This is a genomic window from Peribacillus sp. CSMR9 (assembly GCF_033141925.1).
Classification (GTDB): Bacteria; Bacillota; Bacilli; order Bacillales; family DSM-1321; genus Peribacillus; species Peribacillus simplex_A.
Genome location: NZ_JAOPHO010000072.1, coordinates 1 through 16,677 on the forward strand (window position 1 = coordinate 1; position 16,677 = coordinate 16,677).

Genomic DNA, 16,677 nt, shown 5'->3' on the forward strand with positions numbered 1-16,677 from the left:
CTTTGACTTCAAATACTTCTCAAAGTAATGGCCTATATTATTAATTTTTTTGAAAATTGAAATGTTAATTTTTTCATCAAAAGGTATTTACATCCCATTATATTAGGTCTATTGTATTATTTGTTAGATGATTAAAAGGACTTAAGGGGCTGTTTAATGAAAAAAGTTATTCTAATCTTTATTTCATTTGGTATTTTTGTAGGAGTTTTCTATTTTAGTATTTCAAGATATTCCAAGGAAGAACTTGTTCTGCATAAGGTTCAAAAGGATGAGTGGGACAAAAAACAACATATCCCATGGGGGATAAATATAGTAGGTAATTCTAAAAGTGGCGATGTAGATAAAAAAATAAAAGTTGCTATTTTAGATAGTGGGATTAATAAGAATCATAAAGATTTGGAAGGGAAGGTAGTAAAAGAATTTAGTTCTATAGGACCATCTTTCTCTTATGAAGATAATTTAGGGCACGGTACAGCAATTGCAGGTATTATAACAGCGAATGACAACAAATTTGGTGTTATTGGAGTTACACAAAGTGTTGAGGTTTATTCAGCTAAGGTAATTAAAGATGATGGGAAAATTGATAAAAAAGACTTCATTAATGGCCTTGAATGGGCGATCACTCAGAATGTGGACGTAATTAATTTGAGCCTTGGATTTCAATCTGACTTTCCAGAATTAAGAAGCTTAATAGCTGATGCCTTAAATAAGGGAGTTATCCTCATCGCTGCAAGTGGAAACACTTATGGTTTAAATGCTCAATTCCCTGCTAGATATGATGATGTCATCTCTGTAGGAATGATTAACGAAGAAAAAAAATCTACAAAGTTTTCAGCTATCGGTAAAATTGATTTCGTTGGTCCCGGAGAAAATATTTTGTCTCTTAATAATATTGGTGGATACTCATATAACGAAGGTTCGTCTTATTCAACTGCTTATGTAACAGGAGTAGTTGCGGAATATCTTTCGAGACAAAATCTTACTAAGGATAAGAGTATCCACTTAAAAGTGTATGAATATTTAAAAAAGTCATCCCTAAAGGTGAATGGTGATAAAAATACTGTGGGATATGGTTTGCCCACTATACAAAACATGTAAGGAGATTTTATATGAATAAGAAGAGTTTAAATAAAATTATCATCTTATTAGTATTTTCAATGATTGTTAGCCTACTTCCGGTTAATCACCCAAAAGCAGAAGAGCACTTACTGAAAACTTCTGTAAAAGAGAATGTAATTGGAGAGGCACTAGAAGATGAGTTATCCGAAGAGAACATTTCAGTGGAAAACTTTGAAATAACTACGGATGGACTTGTTTTGGAAACTTCATTAGAAAATGCAGAAGGGCAAACTTCTAAAGTAACTGTCGAAGTAGAACCAGGTGCAGACCATATATCATTATTTACGGAAGAATTAAATGAAACTGGTGATAAGGTCTTAAAGGAATATACAGCAAATATTGAGGATATTAAATACGAAGAGGAAAGTGAAGAATTGGAAGCAATTATTGAAGATGTTGAAACTGGAAAACTTTTCAACTATAATTCTGAAGAAGGCGTACCGTCATTGGTTTTCTTAATACCAATTGGACTCGCTATGTCACCTGCTGTTCTAACTGCTTTGTTTCATACAGGTGCTATGATAATTGTTGGTGGAACAGCCTTTGTAATTGCTACTCAAGCCAAAAAATCCAAGAGTTATTATCATTTTGCTGCAAGTGTTAAAAAGGGTGGAGTATATATTGGTAAGGGCTTATCAAAGTCTCAGGCAGTTGCTAGAATAAAGTCGAAGAATGATACGTGGTCTACTTCTAGTAATCAAGCAAAAGGTGTTGCGTCTTCGGCTAATAAGAATGGAAAACCAATAAATGAGGTTGACAAACTTAATGGTAAACCTAAAAAAGGTTATTACTGGCATTGGCACCCTTATAAGCGAGCTCCGAAAGCTCATGCTTTTTACGGTGGACCCGTCAAATAAACGCAGGGGGTAAACAATGAACAATTACGAAAAGTTATATAAACAATACCTATATAGGCAAGATGAATTATCGTTAACTAAGGAACAAGTCGTTGACCGTATTTTTTCTAAATTTAAAGCCAGAGAATTTTCAAAAAAAGAAGTACTAGATTTAGTCAATGATGACCAATTAGAATACTCTAAGATTTTCACGTGTCTTGTTATAGATGATCCATCGGTGTTAAATAAACTGTTTTCAAACGAAGAAAGACGATACCACAAGGAACAAGTCCTGGATAATCACAAAAATCCGATTAATGAGAAAAAAATAAAAAAAATCGAATGGGATTACAACCATTTACTATTAGATGAACAAGAAGGTAGAAGAATCGATATATTCTTCGAAAGCAAAGATGGCAAATACATTTCGGAGTTTATTGTAAGAGATCAGTGTGAGAAATTGAATGGTTATTTAAATGCGTTGATTGTAGGTTCACTTATTCAAAGGGGCGTCGCAGAGTATCCAACTGACATTTCAGATGAGTATTTTCAATATTACTTAAAAAATTTAGAACAATTTGGATTCTTGAATTAATAATTATCGTGTTTACTTACTTAATTAATAACTCAAGCGTTTTCCAAGAAATCAAACAAAAAAGAGCTAAAAAGATATTTAAATGCCCAGTCTCCCTTATTTATAGAGAGAGTGGGCTTTTGTCACTCTATTGAATGGACTTCTATGTTTGTAATTTAAAATTTTGACAAACTTTTAACTGGTTGAGTTTAATTCAATACAATCCAAATTTCTTTCATTTACTACTATCCTAAGGGTAATGGGCCATTGTCAGATAAGTTCCAAGCACCAGTCATTGCAACGCATAAAGCTCCCTGGAGGGTATTCGAATTCACATTCGGAGGTAAACTTGAAGTCAAGCTTGCGACAAATTGCATTTGATGCTGGATTATTGATCGAGGGGAATGCGTGAATGTATTTGTATTTTCGTTCGGCTTTTATTTTCTCTATCAGTGCCTTCACTGCATGGGAAGCAATCCCTTTTCCCTGAAATGAAGGGAGGACACTCCAACCGATTTCGTACACATTTTCATCGTTCCGCACTGTTTGCCAGTAGCCAACGGAACCGGCTGCTTCAGCCTCTGGAAACGAGATGATGCTAAACATGCATCCCTTATTTCCGATATGAAGATACCGTTGATGGCGTTTCAGAATTTGTTCATTACCTTCAGGTCCGCCAAGATGTTCCATCATTTCTGGGGCATTTAGTTGAAAAAGTAATTCCAGGTCTTTATCTTCCCACGGTTTAATTTCTATTTTCGTTTCTTTGCTTCGTTCTGAAATCCGAATCACCCCTATATTTTATATTTTCTTATATAACCTTCTTGGCTTAATACGAGATTCCTTTTTTTGACCTTATTATTCTATTGCCTTTATGTTGAAGTTTTAATCTTATAAGAATAAAGGGATAAATGCTTCCCATTAAATGCTATAATTTACAGGTGATTCTATCAAATGACAGAGAACGGAGATGAAGAAATGAAATCTTCAGTAAATCAGTTTTCCACTCAATTTGAATGGATATTGAATGTGATTAATGTGGGTGTCCATATCGTGAATAAGGATGGGGATACGGTATTCTATAATGAAATGATGGCACATATTGACGGGCTTGATCGTGAACAGGTGCTGGGGGAGAATATTTTTCAGCTTTATCCTTCATTGACTGATGAATCCAGTACGCTGCATGTAGCATTGGAAAAAGGCGATGAAACGATTGAGTCCATTCAGACATATGTCAATTTAAAGGAGAAAAAAATAACGTCCATCAATAGTACGTATCCTTTGTATGAGGATGGTGTAATTATTGGGGCAGTGGAAATCGCAAAGGATATTACGAAAGTCATGAATATGTACGACCAAATTGTCGATTTGCGTTCCCAGCTGGCCGAGACCCATAAGAAAAATAAGTTTTCTGAAGGGACGGCGACCTATCATTTTAGTGATTTGATCGGTACTAGCCCTGCTTTTCAGCAAGCGATTTCATTGGCGAAAAAAGCGGCCCGTACACATTCCCCAGTCATGATTTATGGACCTACAGGGACAGGGAAAGAACTGGTCGCTCAAAGTATACATAATGTAAGTGCTCATAGAAATCAGCCTTTCATCGCGCAAAACTGTGCGGCTGTTCCAAAGGAATTAATGGAGGGGCTGCTGTTCGGCACCACGAAAGGGGCTTTTACCGGAGCGATGGATCGCATGGGCATTTTTGAACAGGCCAATGGCGGTACCCTTTTCCTTGATGAGTTGAATAGTCTCGACCTCGGTCTGCAGGCAAAATTGCTGCGGGTGCTTCAGGAAGGCGAGGTGCGCCGTGTTGGGGGTTCGAAGGAGCAAAAGGTTAATGTGAAGATCATTGCTGCGATGAACATTTCTCCAGAAGAGGCGTTGGAGCGGGGAATCATTCGCTCGGATTTATTTTTTCGCCTGAATGTCGTGACGATCCAAATGCCTTCACTTCTGGAGCGTAAAACGGATATTCCGGAAATCGTCAATCACTTTATTCAAAAATTCAACAAATCATTTTTTACGGAAGTGCGCGGGATCAGTCATAAGGCGATGCAGCGGCTTCTTCAATATCCATGGCCCGGGAACATTCGTGAACTGGGACATGCCATTGAGTTAACCTTTAATGTCATGGACGCAGGGGAAGATATGATTGATGAACATCATCTTCCTGCCTATCTTTTTCCTTCTGGAAATTACGCTGCATCAAATGCGCAGAACCATCCTTCCCCATTGAAAAATAAGATTGATTTACCTGTCGTTCTTGAAGAAATGGAAAGGGAAATGATCATCAATATGTTTGAGAAATATAACGGGAATATCAGCAAAACGGCTGAAGCCCTCAATATTAAAAGACAGGGACTGCAATATAAGTTAAATAAGTATGGCATTGAAAAAGTTTATTCGGCAGGATCGAAGGAATCGAAATAAATTGAGGTTTTTTGAAAACGCTGTCACTTCCTTAATGATGATGTACCTTGAAGAGGGCTCTCGTGTGTCGAGGCCCCCTTTTTTTGAATTTTCTGCTTGGTGCAAATAATCTGGCTGCAAAAAATTATGCGTAATGAAAAATATCTTGCGGTTTTAAGGTAGGTTTACCCCCTTTTGTTTACGTTTTCCTTGATTTGAATGTTGGCATCATTCTTGCGAGTATATATTTATAAGTTCTTAGAATAAGGGGAGGTAATTTTAAATGAATTTGATGGGAATTGATGTAAAAAATAAAGAATACCTTGGTGGACGCAGGCATTATAATGATATCGAATTGTGGAAGGACGTAACGGAAGAGCAGTGGAATGATTGGATCTGGCAATTGACCAATACGATTAAAACACTGGATGATTTGAAAAAGGTCGTCAATTTGACACCGGATGAAGAGGAAGGAGTCCGGATTTCGACTCAAACGATTCCATTGAACATTACGCCTTATTATGCATCTTTGATGAATCCTGATGATCCTCGCTGTCCGATTCGTTTACAGTCGGTACCGCTTTCGGCAGAAATGAACAAGACTAGATATGATTTGGAAGATCCGCTGCATGAGGATGAGGATTCCCCTGTTCCAGGATTGACACATCGTTATCCGGATCGCGTTCTATTCCTTGTGACGAACCAATGCTCCATGTACTGCCGGTATTGTACACGACGCCGTTTTTCAGGTCAGGTAGGCATGGGTGTTCCCAAGAAGCAGCTGGATGGGGCGATTGAATATATCCGGAATACCCCGGAAGTAAGGGACGTGTTGATCTCTGGAGGAGACGGCCTGTTGATCAATGATAAGATCCTTGAATACGTATTGAGTAACTTACGTGCCATCCCGCATGTGGAAATCATTCGGATCGGCACACGTGCACCGGTCGTTTTCCCGCAGAGGATTACAGAAAATTTATGTAATATTCTGAAAAAATACCATCCGATTTGGTTAAATACACATTTCAATCATTCACTTGAACTGACGGATGAAGCGAAAAAAGCATGTGACATGCTGTCGATGGCAGGGGTGCCGCTTGGTAATCAGGCTGTTATCCTGGCTGGTATCAACGATAGTGTACATATCATGAAAAAGCTGATGCATGACTGTGTTAAAGCAAGGGTAAGGCCTTATTACATTTATCAATGTGATCTATCTGAAGGGATCGGCCATTTCAGGGCGCCGGTTTCAAAAGGACTGGAAATCATTGAAGCGCTGCGCGGCCATACATCAGGATATGCGGTGCCAACCTTTGTGGTGGATGCACCTGGCGGAGGCGGAAAGATTGCCTTGACTCCGAATTACCTGCTTTCTCAAAGTCCGGATAAAGTCGTTTTACGGAACTTTGAAGGAGTGATCACAAGTTATCCGGAGCCGAAGAATTATGTTGCCGGCAGTGCGGATGCTTACTTTGATGAAGTGTATGGTACTGAGGACAGGAAAGAAGCTGTCGGGATTTCCGCTCTGATGACGGACGAGAAATTCAACTTGGTGCCAGAGGGCCTTCGCCGTCTTGATAAGAGAAAAGCGTATGAAAGCACTGGTGAACATGCATCATTGAAGGATCGCCGTGATAAACGGGACGAAATGAAGGAAAAATTAAGGAAAGCCCAAGAAAAAAAGAATGCCTTGGTCGGAAGCGGCTCGGTGAATTCTGAAGGCAAGGGGGAATAAAGATGGATTGCCTCTGGTGTAATGCCCCTAACGTAGAAGAAAGCGAAAAGAAGGATTGTTACTGGATCATGCCTGATGGGAAACGCTCAATAAGGGTCCTTCAAGTTCCAGCCTTGAACTGTCCGGAATGTGGAATCTATGTGTCTGATGCGATGAATCAAAAGGTTGATGAAGCCTTATCCATATATGATGTGAGTGAATACCCTGATGAGTTTACGTATGATCAGCTTCTTCAGGCACCCGTTAAGAAATTATTCAATTGGAAATAGAATGCCGGGAGAAGCGGATGATATGCATCTCTTCTCCCGAATTCTTTAAATAAGGGGGATACATAATGCCTGTTCAAAAACTGCCTTTTTTCACCCAGGTGGAGACTGGGGAATGTTATACGATGGAGCTCTATCATGATCATTCCAATCAGCGCTTGCGCATGGATGATTATCGGGGAGATATCAAAAAAGCAATTGCTCGGGCGCTTGTCATCGCAAAGGAGCAGGGCTTTACTAAAGTGATACTTAAAGCCAGGAATGAAGATTTATCTGTGGCATTGGGTCAAGGATTCATGCTGGAAGGAATATTGAGCAGGTATTTCAAAGGGAATGATGCCTATTGCATGGCCTTCTATTTAACGGATGAAAGGCGAACAAGCGATTTTTGGATCAAGGAAGATAAAGTCATCCAAGATGTCAGTCAGATTCCTAGACTGATTGAATCCCAGCAAATGCCTGAGAATTACATCCTACGGTTTGCTACGGAGGAAGATGCACAAGAGCTGGCGAATTTATATGGTGCCATCTTTGAAACCTATCCTACACCGATGAATGATGAGCGATATATCAAGAAAGTGATGGAGGAAGGTACGATCTTCAGTGTTATCGAATATGAAGGAACCATCGTGAGCGCTGCATCCGCGGAAGTGAATGAGATGTATCATAATGCTGAATTAACAGACTGTGCAACAATCCCCCATCATCGAAAGCATGGTTTCATGAAGGTGCTCATCTCTGCATTGGAACAAGAATTGATCAGGAAAAATATATATTGTTCATATTCATTGGCGCGATCATTGTCAATGGGCATGAATGCCGTCTTTCACCAACTGGGATATGAATATGGCGGCAGATTAACGAAGAATTGCAATATTTGGGATAAGTATGAGGACATGAATATTTGGGGTAAAGATTTATCCGTCAAGTAGGAGGATTGTTTCTATGGCTAAGTACACATGGGTTGATAAAGAAACCTGTATTGCGTGCGGGGCATGCGGTTCAACAGGTCCTGAGATTTATGACTATGACGATCAAGGGATCGCTTTCGTCATCTTGGACGATAATCAGGGGATTGCCGAAGTTCCGGAGATCCTGCATGATGACATGCAGGATGCAATGGAAGGCTGCCCTACAGAATCCATCCTGATTCAGGATGAACCTTTTAGCTGGTAAACTTGGTTTCTTATAATTTTTTCAAATTAGGAACTTAATTGATTAATAGAAAAAATGTACAGTGGGTACAACGTTAAAGAGGAGAGATGACATGACACGCAATCATTTGATTAAGCCTACTCTAGATCATGACTATCCCACTATCTCTCATGGGAATGGAATTTATCTTTATGATATAGATGGAAATCAGTATATAGACGGATCATCAGGTGCGGTTACAGCGAGTATCGGCCATGGTGTATTAGAGGTTGTCGAGGCAATGAAGGAGCAGGCCCGCAAAGTTTCTTTTGCATATAGATCCCATTTTACGAGTGAAGCCGCTGAGGCATTAGCCAAGAAGCTAAGTGAGTTGGCTCCAGGGGATTTGAATTGGTCATTTTTCGTGAATAGTGGATCGGAAGCGACAGAAACGGCGATGAAGATAGCGATTCAACATTGGCAAGAAAAAGGATATGAGCGAAAAAATCGCATTGTCTCCAGATGGACGAGTTATCACGGGATTACGATGGGCGCTTTATCGATGTCAGGTCATGTACCAAGGAGAAAACGTTTTGTTCCGCTATTGGAGGATTTCCCAAGCATATCTGCTCCCTACTGTTATCGCTGTCCTTATAATAGTGAACCTTCCAGCTGCAAGCTTCAGTGTGCAGATGAACTGGAGACAGCCATCCAAAGGGTCGGCTCCGAGAATATCGCAGCCTTCATCGCCGAACCCATCATCGGGGCATCCGCCGGGGCTGTAACACCGCCGGATGGCTACTATCAAAGGATTAAGGAAATCTGCGAAAGCTATGACATTCTCTTTATCGCCGATGAGGTAATGACGGGAATCGGCCGGACAGGAAAAATGTTCGCGATGGAACACTGGGGAGTCACCCCGGATATCATCGCATTGGGTAAAGGAATGAGCGCGGGCTATACTCCAATGGCCGCCACAATGATTAGTGACCGTGTCATGGAGCCCATTTTAAAAGGCTCGAATTCAATCATGGCCGGCCATACATATAGTGCAAACCCTTTATCAGCGGCCGTTTCATTGGAAGTGCTTACCTACCTTGAGGGAAATGACCTGGTTCAGGCGGCTGAGGAGAAAGGTCAATACCTGTTTAAGAAGCTGCAAGGGCTGGCTAAGAAATTCGATATCATTGGCGATGTACGAGGGAAAGGGCTTCTCCTTGGACTTGAGTTTGTCTCCAATCGGATTTCAAAAACGCCATTCGACATGCAAGTCGGCCTTACTACAAGGCTTGTCAATAAGGCTTTTGCGAAGGGGTTGTTGATCTATCCTGCTGCAGGTGCGATTGAAGGAATTGCCGGTGATGCGGTTATCCTATCTCCGCCATTAGTCATTACGAATGAAGAAATCGATCGCCTCGTCAAGATACTGGAAGCTTCCCTTGAAGAGTTGCAGCATGAATTGCACTCGGAGGGTTTGATTGAGGACATGCAGGCTATTTAGGAGGAACGGTATGAAGCAGGCCATTACGAAGAATAACAAAATAGTGACAATCGAAGAAGCACTGGAGCATATTTCCGATGGCTGCACACTCATGTATGGCGGGTTTGGCGGAGTGGGGACTCCCCCCACGCTCGTACAGGGTATCCTTGCCAAGGGAGTCAAGGAACTGACTTTGATTGGCAATGATACTGGATTCCCTGATATCGGCATTGGCCGGCTTGTGACTGCTGAAAGGGCAAAGAAAGTCATCGCCTCACATATCGGATCCAATCCTAATGCAGGCAGGCTCATGACTGAAGGAAAGCTGCAAGTGGAATTTTCACCGCAAGGGACATTAGCTGAACGGATCCGTGCTGGCGGTGTAGGCTTAGGCGGGATTTTTGTCGATGTCGGGATTGGCACGATAGCCGAAGAAGGCAAGGACAAGATTGTTATAGAAGGAAAAGAATTTTTGGTGGAAACCGCTTTGACCTCTGAAGTCAGCATCGTCCATGCTAAAAAGGCAGATTCGCTTGGGAATTTGGTGTACGACAAGACTGCGTGTAACTTCAATCCGCTGGTAGCGATGGCTGGTGCCTTCACGATTGCGGAAGTGGAAGAAATCGTTCCTGTAGGCGAATTGGATCCTGAGTGCATTGCCACACCAGGCATTTATGTAGATATGGTGATTCCGACAAAAGGGGTGAATTGGAAATGGGCATGGCAGTAGATGTACGAAATCGCATCGCGAAACGCGCCGCCAAGGAAATCCATGACGGATTGATCGTCAATTTAGGCATCGGCATCCCTACCTTGGTGGCCGACCATATACCTCAAGATATCCATGTGCTGTTCCATGCGGAAAATGGGGTTCTCGGTACAGGTCCAAGTCCGGATCCGGGGAAAGAAGATCCTGCTCTCTGTAACGCAGGAGGGTTCCCGATCACCACTGTAATGGGAGCTTCATATTTTGACAGTGCAACAGCATTTGGAATGATCAGGAAAGGATACATCGACATCACCATCCTTGGAGCCTTGGAAGTCAGTGAAAAGGGGGACTTGGCGAATTGGATCGTCCCAGGTAAGCGGGTACCGGGGATGGGCGGGGCGATGGAGCTTGCCCAGAAGGCCAAAAAGGTGATCGTCTTGATGAATCACGTGAATAAGCAGGGTGAATCGAAGATATTGAAGACATGTACGCTTCCATTGACGGCAAGGCAGAGTGTGGATTTGATCATTACGGATATGGCTGTCATGGAAGTTACGGAAGAGGGTTTGGTACTGAAGGAAGTCATGGCGCCATATACGGTGGATGATGTGATAAGGAATACAGAGGCGACGCTGAAAATCGAGGCTACTGTAAACAGCATTGAATAGGTAAGAGGAGGAAAAAAGCATGAATGAGGTTGTCATCGTTGCTGGGGCGCGAACTGCAGTTGGATCCTTTGGTAAATCACTCCGGAATGTTAATGCTACCGAATTGGGCCGTCAAGTATTGGAAGGTCTAATGGAGAATTCCGGGTTAAGTAAAGAAAAGGTCAATGAAGTGATTTTCGGGCATGGCTATGTCCATGGAGGCGGCCTTAACTCGGCCCGAATTTCGTCGCAGATGGCAAATTTCCCGTACAGTGTCCCAGGGCACGTTGTAATCAAAGCATGTGGATCAGGTTTAAAGGCCATTACCAACGCTGCTTTAACGATCGCTGCTGGTCAAGAGGACGTAATCATTGCCGGCGGAGTGGAGAGCATGAGCAATGTGCCTTATATCGTGAAAAATAGATGGGGCGGTAAATTTGGAAACGTAACGATGGAGGATGCTCTGCTGGCAGATGGATTAATATGTTCCTTGGGAAATGAGCATATGGGAATAACAGCCGAGCGCTTGGCTGAAAAATATGGTATCCGTCGTGAAGAACAGGATCAATTTGCTTATCAAAGCCACAAGAAGGCTTGGAAAGCTATAGTAGAGGGTCGCTTTGAGAGAGAAATTATTTCGCTTAAAATCAAGGATCGAAAAGGACTTCAAATCTTCAACCATGACGAAGGGGTACGCGAGGACATTCATCTCGATCAACTAGCCAGTCTTCAAGCAGTATTCAAAAATGAAGGAACCATTACGGCAGGAAATGCCTGTCCTATGAATGATGGAGCGGCAGCTGTACTATTAATGTCCAAACAGCAAGCAGAAGAAAAGGGATTAAAACCGCTCTTGAAAATTAAGGCTTTTGCCAGTGCAGGAGTTGAACCTGGAGTTATGGGGATTGGACCCGTACCAGCGACTCGAAAGGCATTAGCAAAAGCAGGTCTATCGTTAGAGGATATCGGACTGATTGAACTTAATGAAGCCTTTGCTGCCCAAGCACTTGCAGTGATCAAGGAGTTAGAATTGAATTCGGATATTGTCAATGTCAATGGAGGGGCAATTGCACTTGGTCACCCTGTAGGAGCAACAGGTGCAAAATTGACAGTCACATTGATGCATGAAATGTTGCGTTCACAAGTTAAGTACGGAATGGTAACGTTGTGTATGGCAGGTGGAATGGGACTTTCAGTAATCTATCAGAATATGTGTAATTAAGGAGGATAAATGTGCCGGATATAAAAAAACGGATAAACCAATGGATCAAGGATCATCGGGAAGAAGGAACAAACCTATTGCAAAAAGTGGTACAAGCCCCGAGTACGCAAGGAAATGAAGCAGGGGCACAAGCCATTGTCGCCCAGAAGCTTCAGGAAATGGGTTTGCAGATCGATAGTTGGGAACCTGACGGCGGCGAGCTGAAAAAGCATTCTTATTTCTATTCTCCACGCAGTGATTTTTCAAACAGCCCCAATGTGGTAGGTATCATGAAAGGGACTGGAGGCGGCCGTTCCATCATTTTGAACGGACACATCGATGTGGTTCCGGATGGGGACCGGGAGCAGTGGGACGACGACCCATATAGTGGAGCCATTAAGAATGGAAGAATGTTTGGTCGCGGTGTAACCGATATGAAAGGTGGAAATGTATCGCTGATCCTTGCGATGCAGGCATTGAAGGAAAATGGCATCCAATTAAAAGGAGATGTCATTTTTCAAAGTGTGATTGAAGAAGAAAGCGGCGGGGCCGGAACATTAGCGGCCGTCCTAAGGGGATATAAAGCAGATGCTGCCCTTATTCCTGAACCGACGAATATGAGGATTTTTCCGAAACAGCAGGGTTCGATGTGGTTCCGGGTCCATGTTAAAGGGCGGTCAGCCCATGGCGGAACAAGGTATGAAGGCGTTAGTGCCATTGAAAAAAGCATGACCGTCATCAATCATATTCGTGCCTTGGAAGAAAAGCGAAATGCACGTATCAGTGATCCGCTTTATCAAAACACGCCCATTCCGATTCCAATCAATCTAGGTGTCATTGAAGGCGGTAATTGGCCGTCATCCGTTCCCGACCTTGTGAAAATCGAAGGGAGGATGGGCGTTGCGCCGGAGGAAACGATGGAGCAGGCGAAGGAAGAAATGGCCGACTGGTTATTGCAGCTGAAAGAAGTGGACGAATGGTTCAAGGAAAATCCGCCAGTATTGGAATGGTTCGGGGCACGTTGGGTTCCAGGGGCAATTGATGTGGAACATGAACTGATGAATGCGCTTGTCCATCAATTTCGTCGGGTTGCAGGACAGGACCCGGTAATCGAGGCCTCTCCGTGGGGAACGGATGGGGGATTGCTGACACATGTCGGTGAAACGCCTGCAATCGTGTTCGGGCCTGGAGTAACCGAGGTTGCCCACTATCCAAATGAATACATCCTACTCGACAATGTGTTCTCGGCAGCGGAGATCATCGCCCTTACCTTAATTCAATGGTGTGGAATGGACATTGAGCAGGATGAGGTTATTCCGGCTGAGAATAGGCTGACGGTACCAGGCAATGGCAATTAAACCGGATACTAGCCTACCCAGTAAAGCCTGATATATCATGATATCCCTTAGTTCGCATATAGACTTCCAAAAAAGCGATTGTTGGAGACTATATAAATCTTTTAACTTTAATAGAAAATGAGGTAGGAACCATATGGACATGAATCTCATTGAAAATCAAGAACCGACAGTTAAAAGGAAACTGAAAGCAAGGCATATGACCATGATTGCCATAGGCGGTTCAATCGGAACCGGATTATTCCTGGCAAGCGGGGCAACCATCCAAAGCGCAGGGCCCGGTGGTGCCCTCGCTGCATATGCATGCATTGGGATCATGGTTTATTTCCTTATGACAAGCTTAGGGGAAATGGCGACATATATGCCTGTATCGGGATCATTTTCCACCTACGCCACACGCTTTGTAGATCCCGCATTCGGCTTTGCACTTGGCTGGAATTATTGGTTTAACTGGGCAGTCACCCTTGCCGTGGAAATAGCTGCAGCAGCCATCATCATGAAATTCTGGCTCCCTGATGTACCCAGCCTTTTATGGAGTGCATTATTTCTAGGAATCGTCTTCACCCTCAACGCCCTATCCATTAAAAGCTATGGTGAATCTGAATATTGGTTTGCTTTAATAAAAGTCGTCGCGATCATTTTCTTTATCATTATTGGATTATTGACCATCTTAGGGGTTTTTGGCGGAAAGGTGATCGGGTTCGAAAACTTCACCATGGGTGAGGCACCATTCAAGGGAGGGTTTTTATCGATCATCTCAATCTTTCTAATAGCCGGCTTTTCCTTTCAAGGCACGGAACTTGTTGGCATTGCTGCCGGTGAAAGTGAGAATCCTGAAAAAAATGTCCCAAATGCGATCCGCCAAGTATTTTGGCGCATCCTATTGTTTTACATCGGGGCCATCCTAATACTCGGCCTGTTAATTCCTTATACAAGTCCAAGTTTGCTGAACGGGGATGTGGAAAATATTTCTGTAAGCCCTTTCACGCTTGTTTTTGAACGCGCAGGATTTGCATTCGCGGCATCCGTCATGAATGCTGTCGTATTGACTTCCTTACTATCCGCAGGGAACTCGGGGCTTTATGCTTCAACGCGGATGTTATGGTCGATGGCGAAAGATAACCAAGCTCCCAAATTCCTTGCTAAAGTCAACCGCAGGGGAATCCCGATGAATGCATTGATTCTTACGGCATTAATTGGCGGGCTCGCCTTCTTGACCTCCATTTTTGGGGATCACGTATTTACATGGCTATTGAACGCATCGGGGCTAACCGGCTTTATCGCCTGGATTGGAATAGCCATAAGCCATTATCGCTTTAGACGCGCCTACGTCGCACAGGGCGGTGACATAAACGAATTGAAATATAAAGCAAAATGGTTTCCATTCGGTCCGATTCTTTCATTGGTCCTTTGCATGGGTGTCATTGCAGGGCAGAACTATGAAGCATTCCTAAGCGGCAGCATCGACTGGTATGGCGTCGCTGTCTCCTATATCGGACTGCCGCTATTCCTGGCGATTTGGCTAGGATACAAGATTTATCATAAGACCAAATTAATTTCATTGAAAGATTGTCAATTTGATAAATCAGATGTGGCTTGATATGAATGAAAAAACCTGAGACCCCTTGGAGGACTCAGGTTTTTTTCATGAAGATTTGTATCGAAACCCAATTATATTTGTGAAAAACGGAATATATCTGCGAAAATCGAATTATATCTCCGAAACGGCAATTATCTCATCTCAAATGATTTTTTATAGCTGAATAATTGGGGAAGTGGTGCAATATTATTCTATGTACGATTATACTGTGGATGAAAGGAAACTGATGATGAAAGAGGCGTTTCGCGGTTCTGGAATTGGAGTCATTTTCATGGCGGTCTTCGGAACACTGTGGGCGGGTACCGGTGTAATGGGATTGCAAGGGTGGGGGTTTCCCTACGTGGAACTCGCAGCCATATTCGTGGGAATCATCATGGTTATCGTTGGCATTTCATTAATACATGCATCACAAAAAATGTCCAATCAAGTTTCAGATGATGGGGCAAGACGTCTTAAGCGTATCGGATTTTTGTTTAATATGGTCTTCATTGCCGAAGGTTTGCTGATTGGGATTGCCATTACCATCTGTAACTTGATCAATCACACCGATCTTATACCGGGGGTCATCGCCATTATTGTAGGGATTCATTTTTTACCATTGGCGTCACTTTTTCAAATCAAACTATACTATGTAACAGGATCACTTCTCTGTTTATTGGCGCTTATCACATGGCTGATTGTGCCAGACACCGTCATGGTTGGGGAGCATCAAATCCTTGCACCGTTATCATTGCTCGGCTTTGGATGCGCGCTAATACTCTGGACCACTGGACTTACGATATGGCTTGGAATAAAGAATTCAAGTCGAACGATAGCCGATGAAGAATGAATCAATGAAAAAACCCGTCATGGCGAACGGGTTTTTTCATTTAATTTTTCATCCAGGTTAATAGCCTGACGATTTGAAATGGTTCATTCCAAACGAGAATGAAACCCAAAAGAAAGAATGCAGCCACAGCCAAGTATTTAGACTTTCCTTTTTCACTTTTAAACATCGCCCCGAAACTAAATAACATGCCAATAAGTAAAGCACCGAATCCTATGGCCATAAGAGGCTCAAAGGCTTTAGGAAAAACAAAAGAACAGCCAAATGATACGGCACCAATCACTGCAAGTACGATGGACCAATTGCTTAATCTTTTCATAGTGACTCCTTTTTTACTAATTATACCAATTTAATGTCTATTGGAGATAGTATTTGATTTAACCTTCTGCCTATTTATTAACATGAAAAAAATTCTGAAATCAAATCATTCGATGTTGTCACTTGTGGAAATTTATTGTAATATATATAACAATATAAAAACCATTAACATGTTAAGAAGCATTGATAAGGACATGAATCATTTTTACGGTCTACAGAGAGGGAAGGGCAGCTGCGAACTTCCTGGCTTAGGAAACTGATTTACCGCCTTTGAGCCATATCGGTGAACAAGAGTAACTGATATCGTCTAAGCCGCGTTACAAGCTCCAGAGCCATGAGCGTTTTCTTGCTTATGGGAAATTGGGTGGAATCACGGGTATACGCACTCGTCCCTTACTTAGGGATGGGTGCGTTTTTTATTTTTATAATTATTGCCATGATAAGGACATGAATCATTTTTAC

Annotated in this window: 17 protein-coding genes and 1 other annotated feature; of the genes, 15 read left to right on the forward strand and 2 right to left on the reverse strand. The window is 42.5% G+C overall.

Annotated elements, in window-relative coordinates; genetic code table 11:
* Window positions 1-156: 156 nt before the first annotated feature.
* Genes N9I19_RS20970 through N9I19_RS20980 form a run of 3 tightly spaced genes read left to right on the forward strand, consistent with a single transcriptional unit; the run spans window position 157 to window position 2,550 of the window.
* Window positions 157-1,098, forward strand: a complete 942-nt coding sequence (locus tag N9I19_RS20970; protein ID WP_317778874.1) for a S8 family peptidase — start codon at window positions 157-159, stop codon at window positions 1,096-1,098.
* 11 nt (window positions 1,099-1,109) lie between these two features.
* Window positions 1,110-1,976: an SAR2788 family putative toxin gene (locus N9I19_RS20975; RefSeq protein WP_317778875.1), complete on the forward strand. Its 867-nt coding sequence runs from the start codon at window positions 1,110-1,112 to the stop codon at window positions 1,974-1,976.
* Window positions 1,977-1,992: 16 nt separating this feature from the next.
* Entirely contained in the window at window positions 1,993-2,550 is a 558-nt protein-coding gene (locus N9I19_RS20980) for a hypothetical protein (RefSeq protein ID WP_317778876.1), read from the forward strand.
* A gap of 249 nt (window positions 2,551-2,799) precedes the next feature.
* Here N9I19_RS20980 and N9I19_RS20985 read toward each other — a convergent pair whose 3' ends face one another.
* A complete protein-coding gene (locus tag N9I19_RS20985; protein ID WP_411730706.1) occupies window positions 2,800-3,312 on the reverse strand; it encodes a GNAT family N-acetyltransferase in 513 nt (170 codons plus the stop codon).
* Between the two features lie 171 nt (window positions 3,313-3,483).
* On the opposite strand from N9I19_RS20985, the gene N9I19_RS20990 reads away from it, so the two are divergent.
* The 12 genes from N9I19_RS20990 (at window position 3,484) to N9I19_RS21045 (ending at window position 15,900) form a co-directional block, all read left to right on the forward strand.
* A complete protein-coding gene (locus N9I19_RS20990) occupies window positions 3,484-4,965 on the forward strand; it encodes a sigma-54 interaction domain-containing protein (protein ID WP_286141041.1) in 1,482 nt (493 codons plus the stop codon).
* A 271-nt stretch (window positions 4,966-5,236) separates the two neighbouring features.
* The gene (kamA, locus tag N9I19_RS20995; RefSeq protein ID WP_061466183.1) at window positions 5,237-6,679 is read left to right on the forward strand and encodes a lysine 2,3-aminomutase; all 1,443 of its coding nucleotides are present in this window, start codon (window positions 5,237-5,239) and stop codon (window positions 6,677-6,679) included.
* Window positions 6,680-6,681: 2 nt separating this feature from the next.
* Window positions 6,682-6,948: a YokU family protein gene (locus N9I19_RS21000; protein WP_317778878.1), complete on the forward strand. Its 267-nt coding sequence runs from the start codon at window positions 6,682-6,684 to the stop codon at window positions 6,946-6,948.
* Window positions 6,949-7,013: 65 nt separating this feature from the next.
* Window positions 7,014-7,877: a putative beta-lysine N-acetyltransferase gene (gene ablB, locus N9I19_RS21005; protein ID WP_284469843.1), complete on the forward strand. Its 864-nt coding sequence runs from the start codon at window positions 7,014-7,016 to the stop codon at window positions 7,875-7,877.
* 13 nt (window positions 7,878-7,890) lie between these two features.
* Window positions 7,891-8,121, forward strand: coding sequence for a ferredoxin (locus tag N9I19_RS21010; protein WP_061464616.1), 231 nt, complete (start codon window positions 7,891-7,893; stop codon window positions 8,119-8,121).
* A gap of 91 nt (window positions 8,122-8,212) precedes the next feature.
* Entirely contained in the window at window positions 8,213-9,580 is a 1,368-nt protein-coding gene (locus N9I19_RS21015; protein ID WP_061464615.1) for an aspartate aminotransferase family protein, read from the forward strand.
* 10 nt (window positions 9,581-9,590) lie between these two features.
* A complete protein-coding gene (locus N9I19_RS21020; RefSeq protein ID WP_061464614.1) occupies window positions 9,591-10,289 on the forward strand; it encodes a CoA transferase subunit A in 699 nt (232 codons plus the stop codon).
* The gene (locus N9I19_RS21025) at window positions 10,274-10,936 is read left to right on the forward strand and encodes a 3-oxoacid CoA-transferase subunit B (protein ID WP_284469844.1); all 663 of its coding nucleotides are present in this window, start codon (window positions 10,274-10,276) and stop codon (window positions 10,934-10,936) included. The genes N9I19_RS21020 and N9I19_RS21025 overlap by 16 nt, the downstream gene beginning before the upstream one ends.
* Window positions 10,937-10,955: 19 nt before the next feature.
* Window positions 10,956-12,137 (forward strand): thiolase family protein, encoded by a 1,182-nt coding sequence (locus N9I19_RS21030; RefSeq protein ID WP_317778879.1) that lies wholly within the window; start codon window positions 10,956-10,958, stop codon window positions 12,135-12,137.
* An 11-nt stretch (window positions 12,138-12,148) separates the two neighbouring features.
* On the forward strand, window positions 12,149-13,474 hold the full coding sequence (locus tag N9I19_RS21035) for a peptidase (RefSeq protein ID WP_317778880.1): 1,326 nt from the start codon (window positions 12,149-12,151) through the stop codon (window positions 13,472-13,474).
* Window positions 13,475-13,607: 133 nt separating this feature from the next.
* Window positions 13,608-15,071 carry an amino acid permease gene (locus tag N9I19_RS21040; RefSeq protein WP_061464610.1) on the forward strand — a complete coding sequence of 488 codons (1,464 nt, stop codon included), beginning with the start codon at window positions 13,608-13,610 and terminating at the stop codon, window positions 15,069-15,071.
* 193 nt (window positions 15,072-15,264) lie between these two features.
* Window positions 15,265-15,900 carry a DUF7010 family protein gene (locus N9I19_RS21045; protein WP_317778881.1) on the forward strand — a complete coding sequence of 212 codons (636 nt, stop codon included), beginning with the start codon at window positions 15,265-15,267 and terminating at the stop codon, window positions 15,898-15,900.
* A 40-nt stretch (window positions 15,901-15,940) separates the two neighbouring features.
* On the opposite strand, the gene N9I19_RS21050 is transcribed toward N9I19_RS21045, so the two are convergent.
* Window positions 15,941-16,216, reverse strand: a complete 276-nt coding sequence (locus N9I19_RS21050; RefSeq protein WP_317778882.1) for a hypothetical protein — start codon at window positions 16,214-16,216, stop codon at window positions 15,941-15,943.
* A gap of 173 nt (window positions 16,217-16,389) precedes the next feature.
* Window positions 16,390-16,612: a binding site (T-box leader), on the forward strand.
* The last annotated feature ends 65 nt before the right edge of the window (window positions 16,613-16,677 follow it).

What these genes read in the sequence shown, in the direction of transcription:
- N9I19_RS20970 (WP_317778874.1), top strand. Translation starts at nt 157, where the DNA reads ATGAAAAAAGTTATTCTAATCTTTATTTCATTTGGTATTTTTGTAGGA.
- N9I19_RS20975 (WP_317778875.1), top strand. Translation starts at nt 1,110, where the DNA reads ATGAATAAGAAGAGTTTAAATAAAATTATCATCTTATTAGTATTTTCA.
- N9I19_RS20980 (WP_317778876.1), top strand. Translation starts at nt 1,993, where the DNA reads ATGAACAATTACGAAAAGTTATATAAACAATACCTATATAGGCAAGAT.
- N9I19_RS20990 (WP_286141041.1), top strand. Translation starts at nt 3,484, where the DNA reads ATGACAGAGAACGGAGATGAAGAAATGAAATCTTCAGTAAATCAGTTT.
- kamA (WP_061466183.1), top strand. Translation starts at nt 5,237, where the DNA reads ATGGGAATTGATGTAAAAAATAAAGAATACCTTGGTGGACGCAGGCAT.
- N9I19_RS21000 (WP_317778878.1), top strand. Translation starts at nt 6,682, where the DNA reads ATGGATTGCCTCTGGTGTAATGCCCCTAACGTAGAAGAAAGCGAAAAG.
- ablB (WP_284469843.1), top strand. Translation starts at nt 7,014, where the DNA reads ATGCCTGTTCAAAAACTGCCTTTTTTCACCCAGGTGGAGACTGGGGAA.
- N9I19_RS21010 (WP_061464616.1), top strand. Translation starts at nt 7,891, where the DNA reads ATGGCTAAGTACACATGGGTTGATAAAGAAACCTGTATTGCGTGCGGG.
- N9I19_RS21015 (WP_061464615.1), top strand. Translation starts at nt 8,213, where the DNA reads ATGACACGCAATCATTTGATTAAGCCTACTCTAGATCATGACTATCCC.
- N9I19_RS21020 (WP_061464614.1), top strand. Translation starts at nt 9,591, where the DNA reads ATGAAGCAGGCCATTACGAAGAATAACAAAATAGTGACAATCGAAGAA.
- N9I19_RS21025 (WP_284469844.1), top strand. Translation starts at nt 10,274, where the DNA reads ATGGGCATGGCAGTAGATGTACGAAATCGCATCGCGAAACGCGCCGCC.
- N9I19_RS21030 (WP_317778879.1), top strand. Translation starts at nt 10,956, where the DNA reads ATGAATGAGGTTGTCATCGTTGCTGGGGCGCGAACTGCAGTTGGATCC.
- N9I19_RS21040 (WP_061464610.1), top strand. Translation starts at nt 13,608, where the DNA reads ATGGACATGAATCTCATTGAAAATCAAGAACCGACAGTTAAAAGGAAA.
- N9I19_RS21045 (WP_317778881.1), top strand. Translation starts at nt 15,265, where the DNA reads ATGTACGATTATACTGTGGATGAAAGGAAACTGATGATGAAAGAGGCG.
- N9I19_RS21050 (WP_317778882.1), bottom strand. Translation starts at nt 16,216, where the DNA reads ATGAAAAGATTAAGCAATTGGTCCATCGTACTTGCAGTGATTGGTGCC.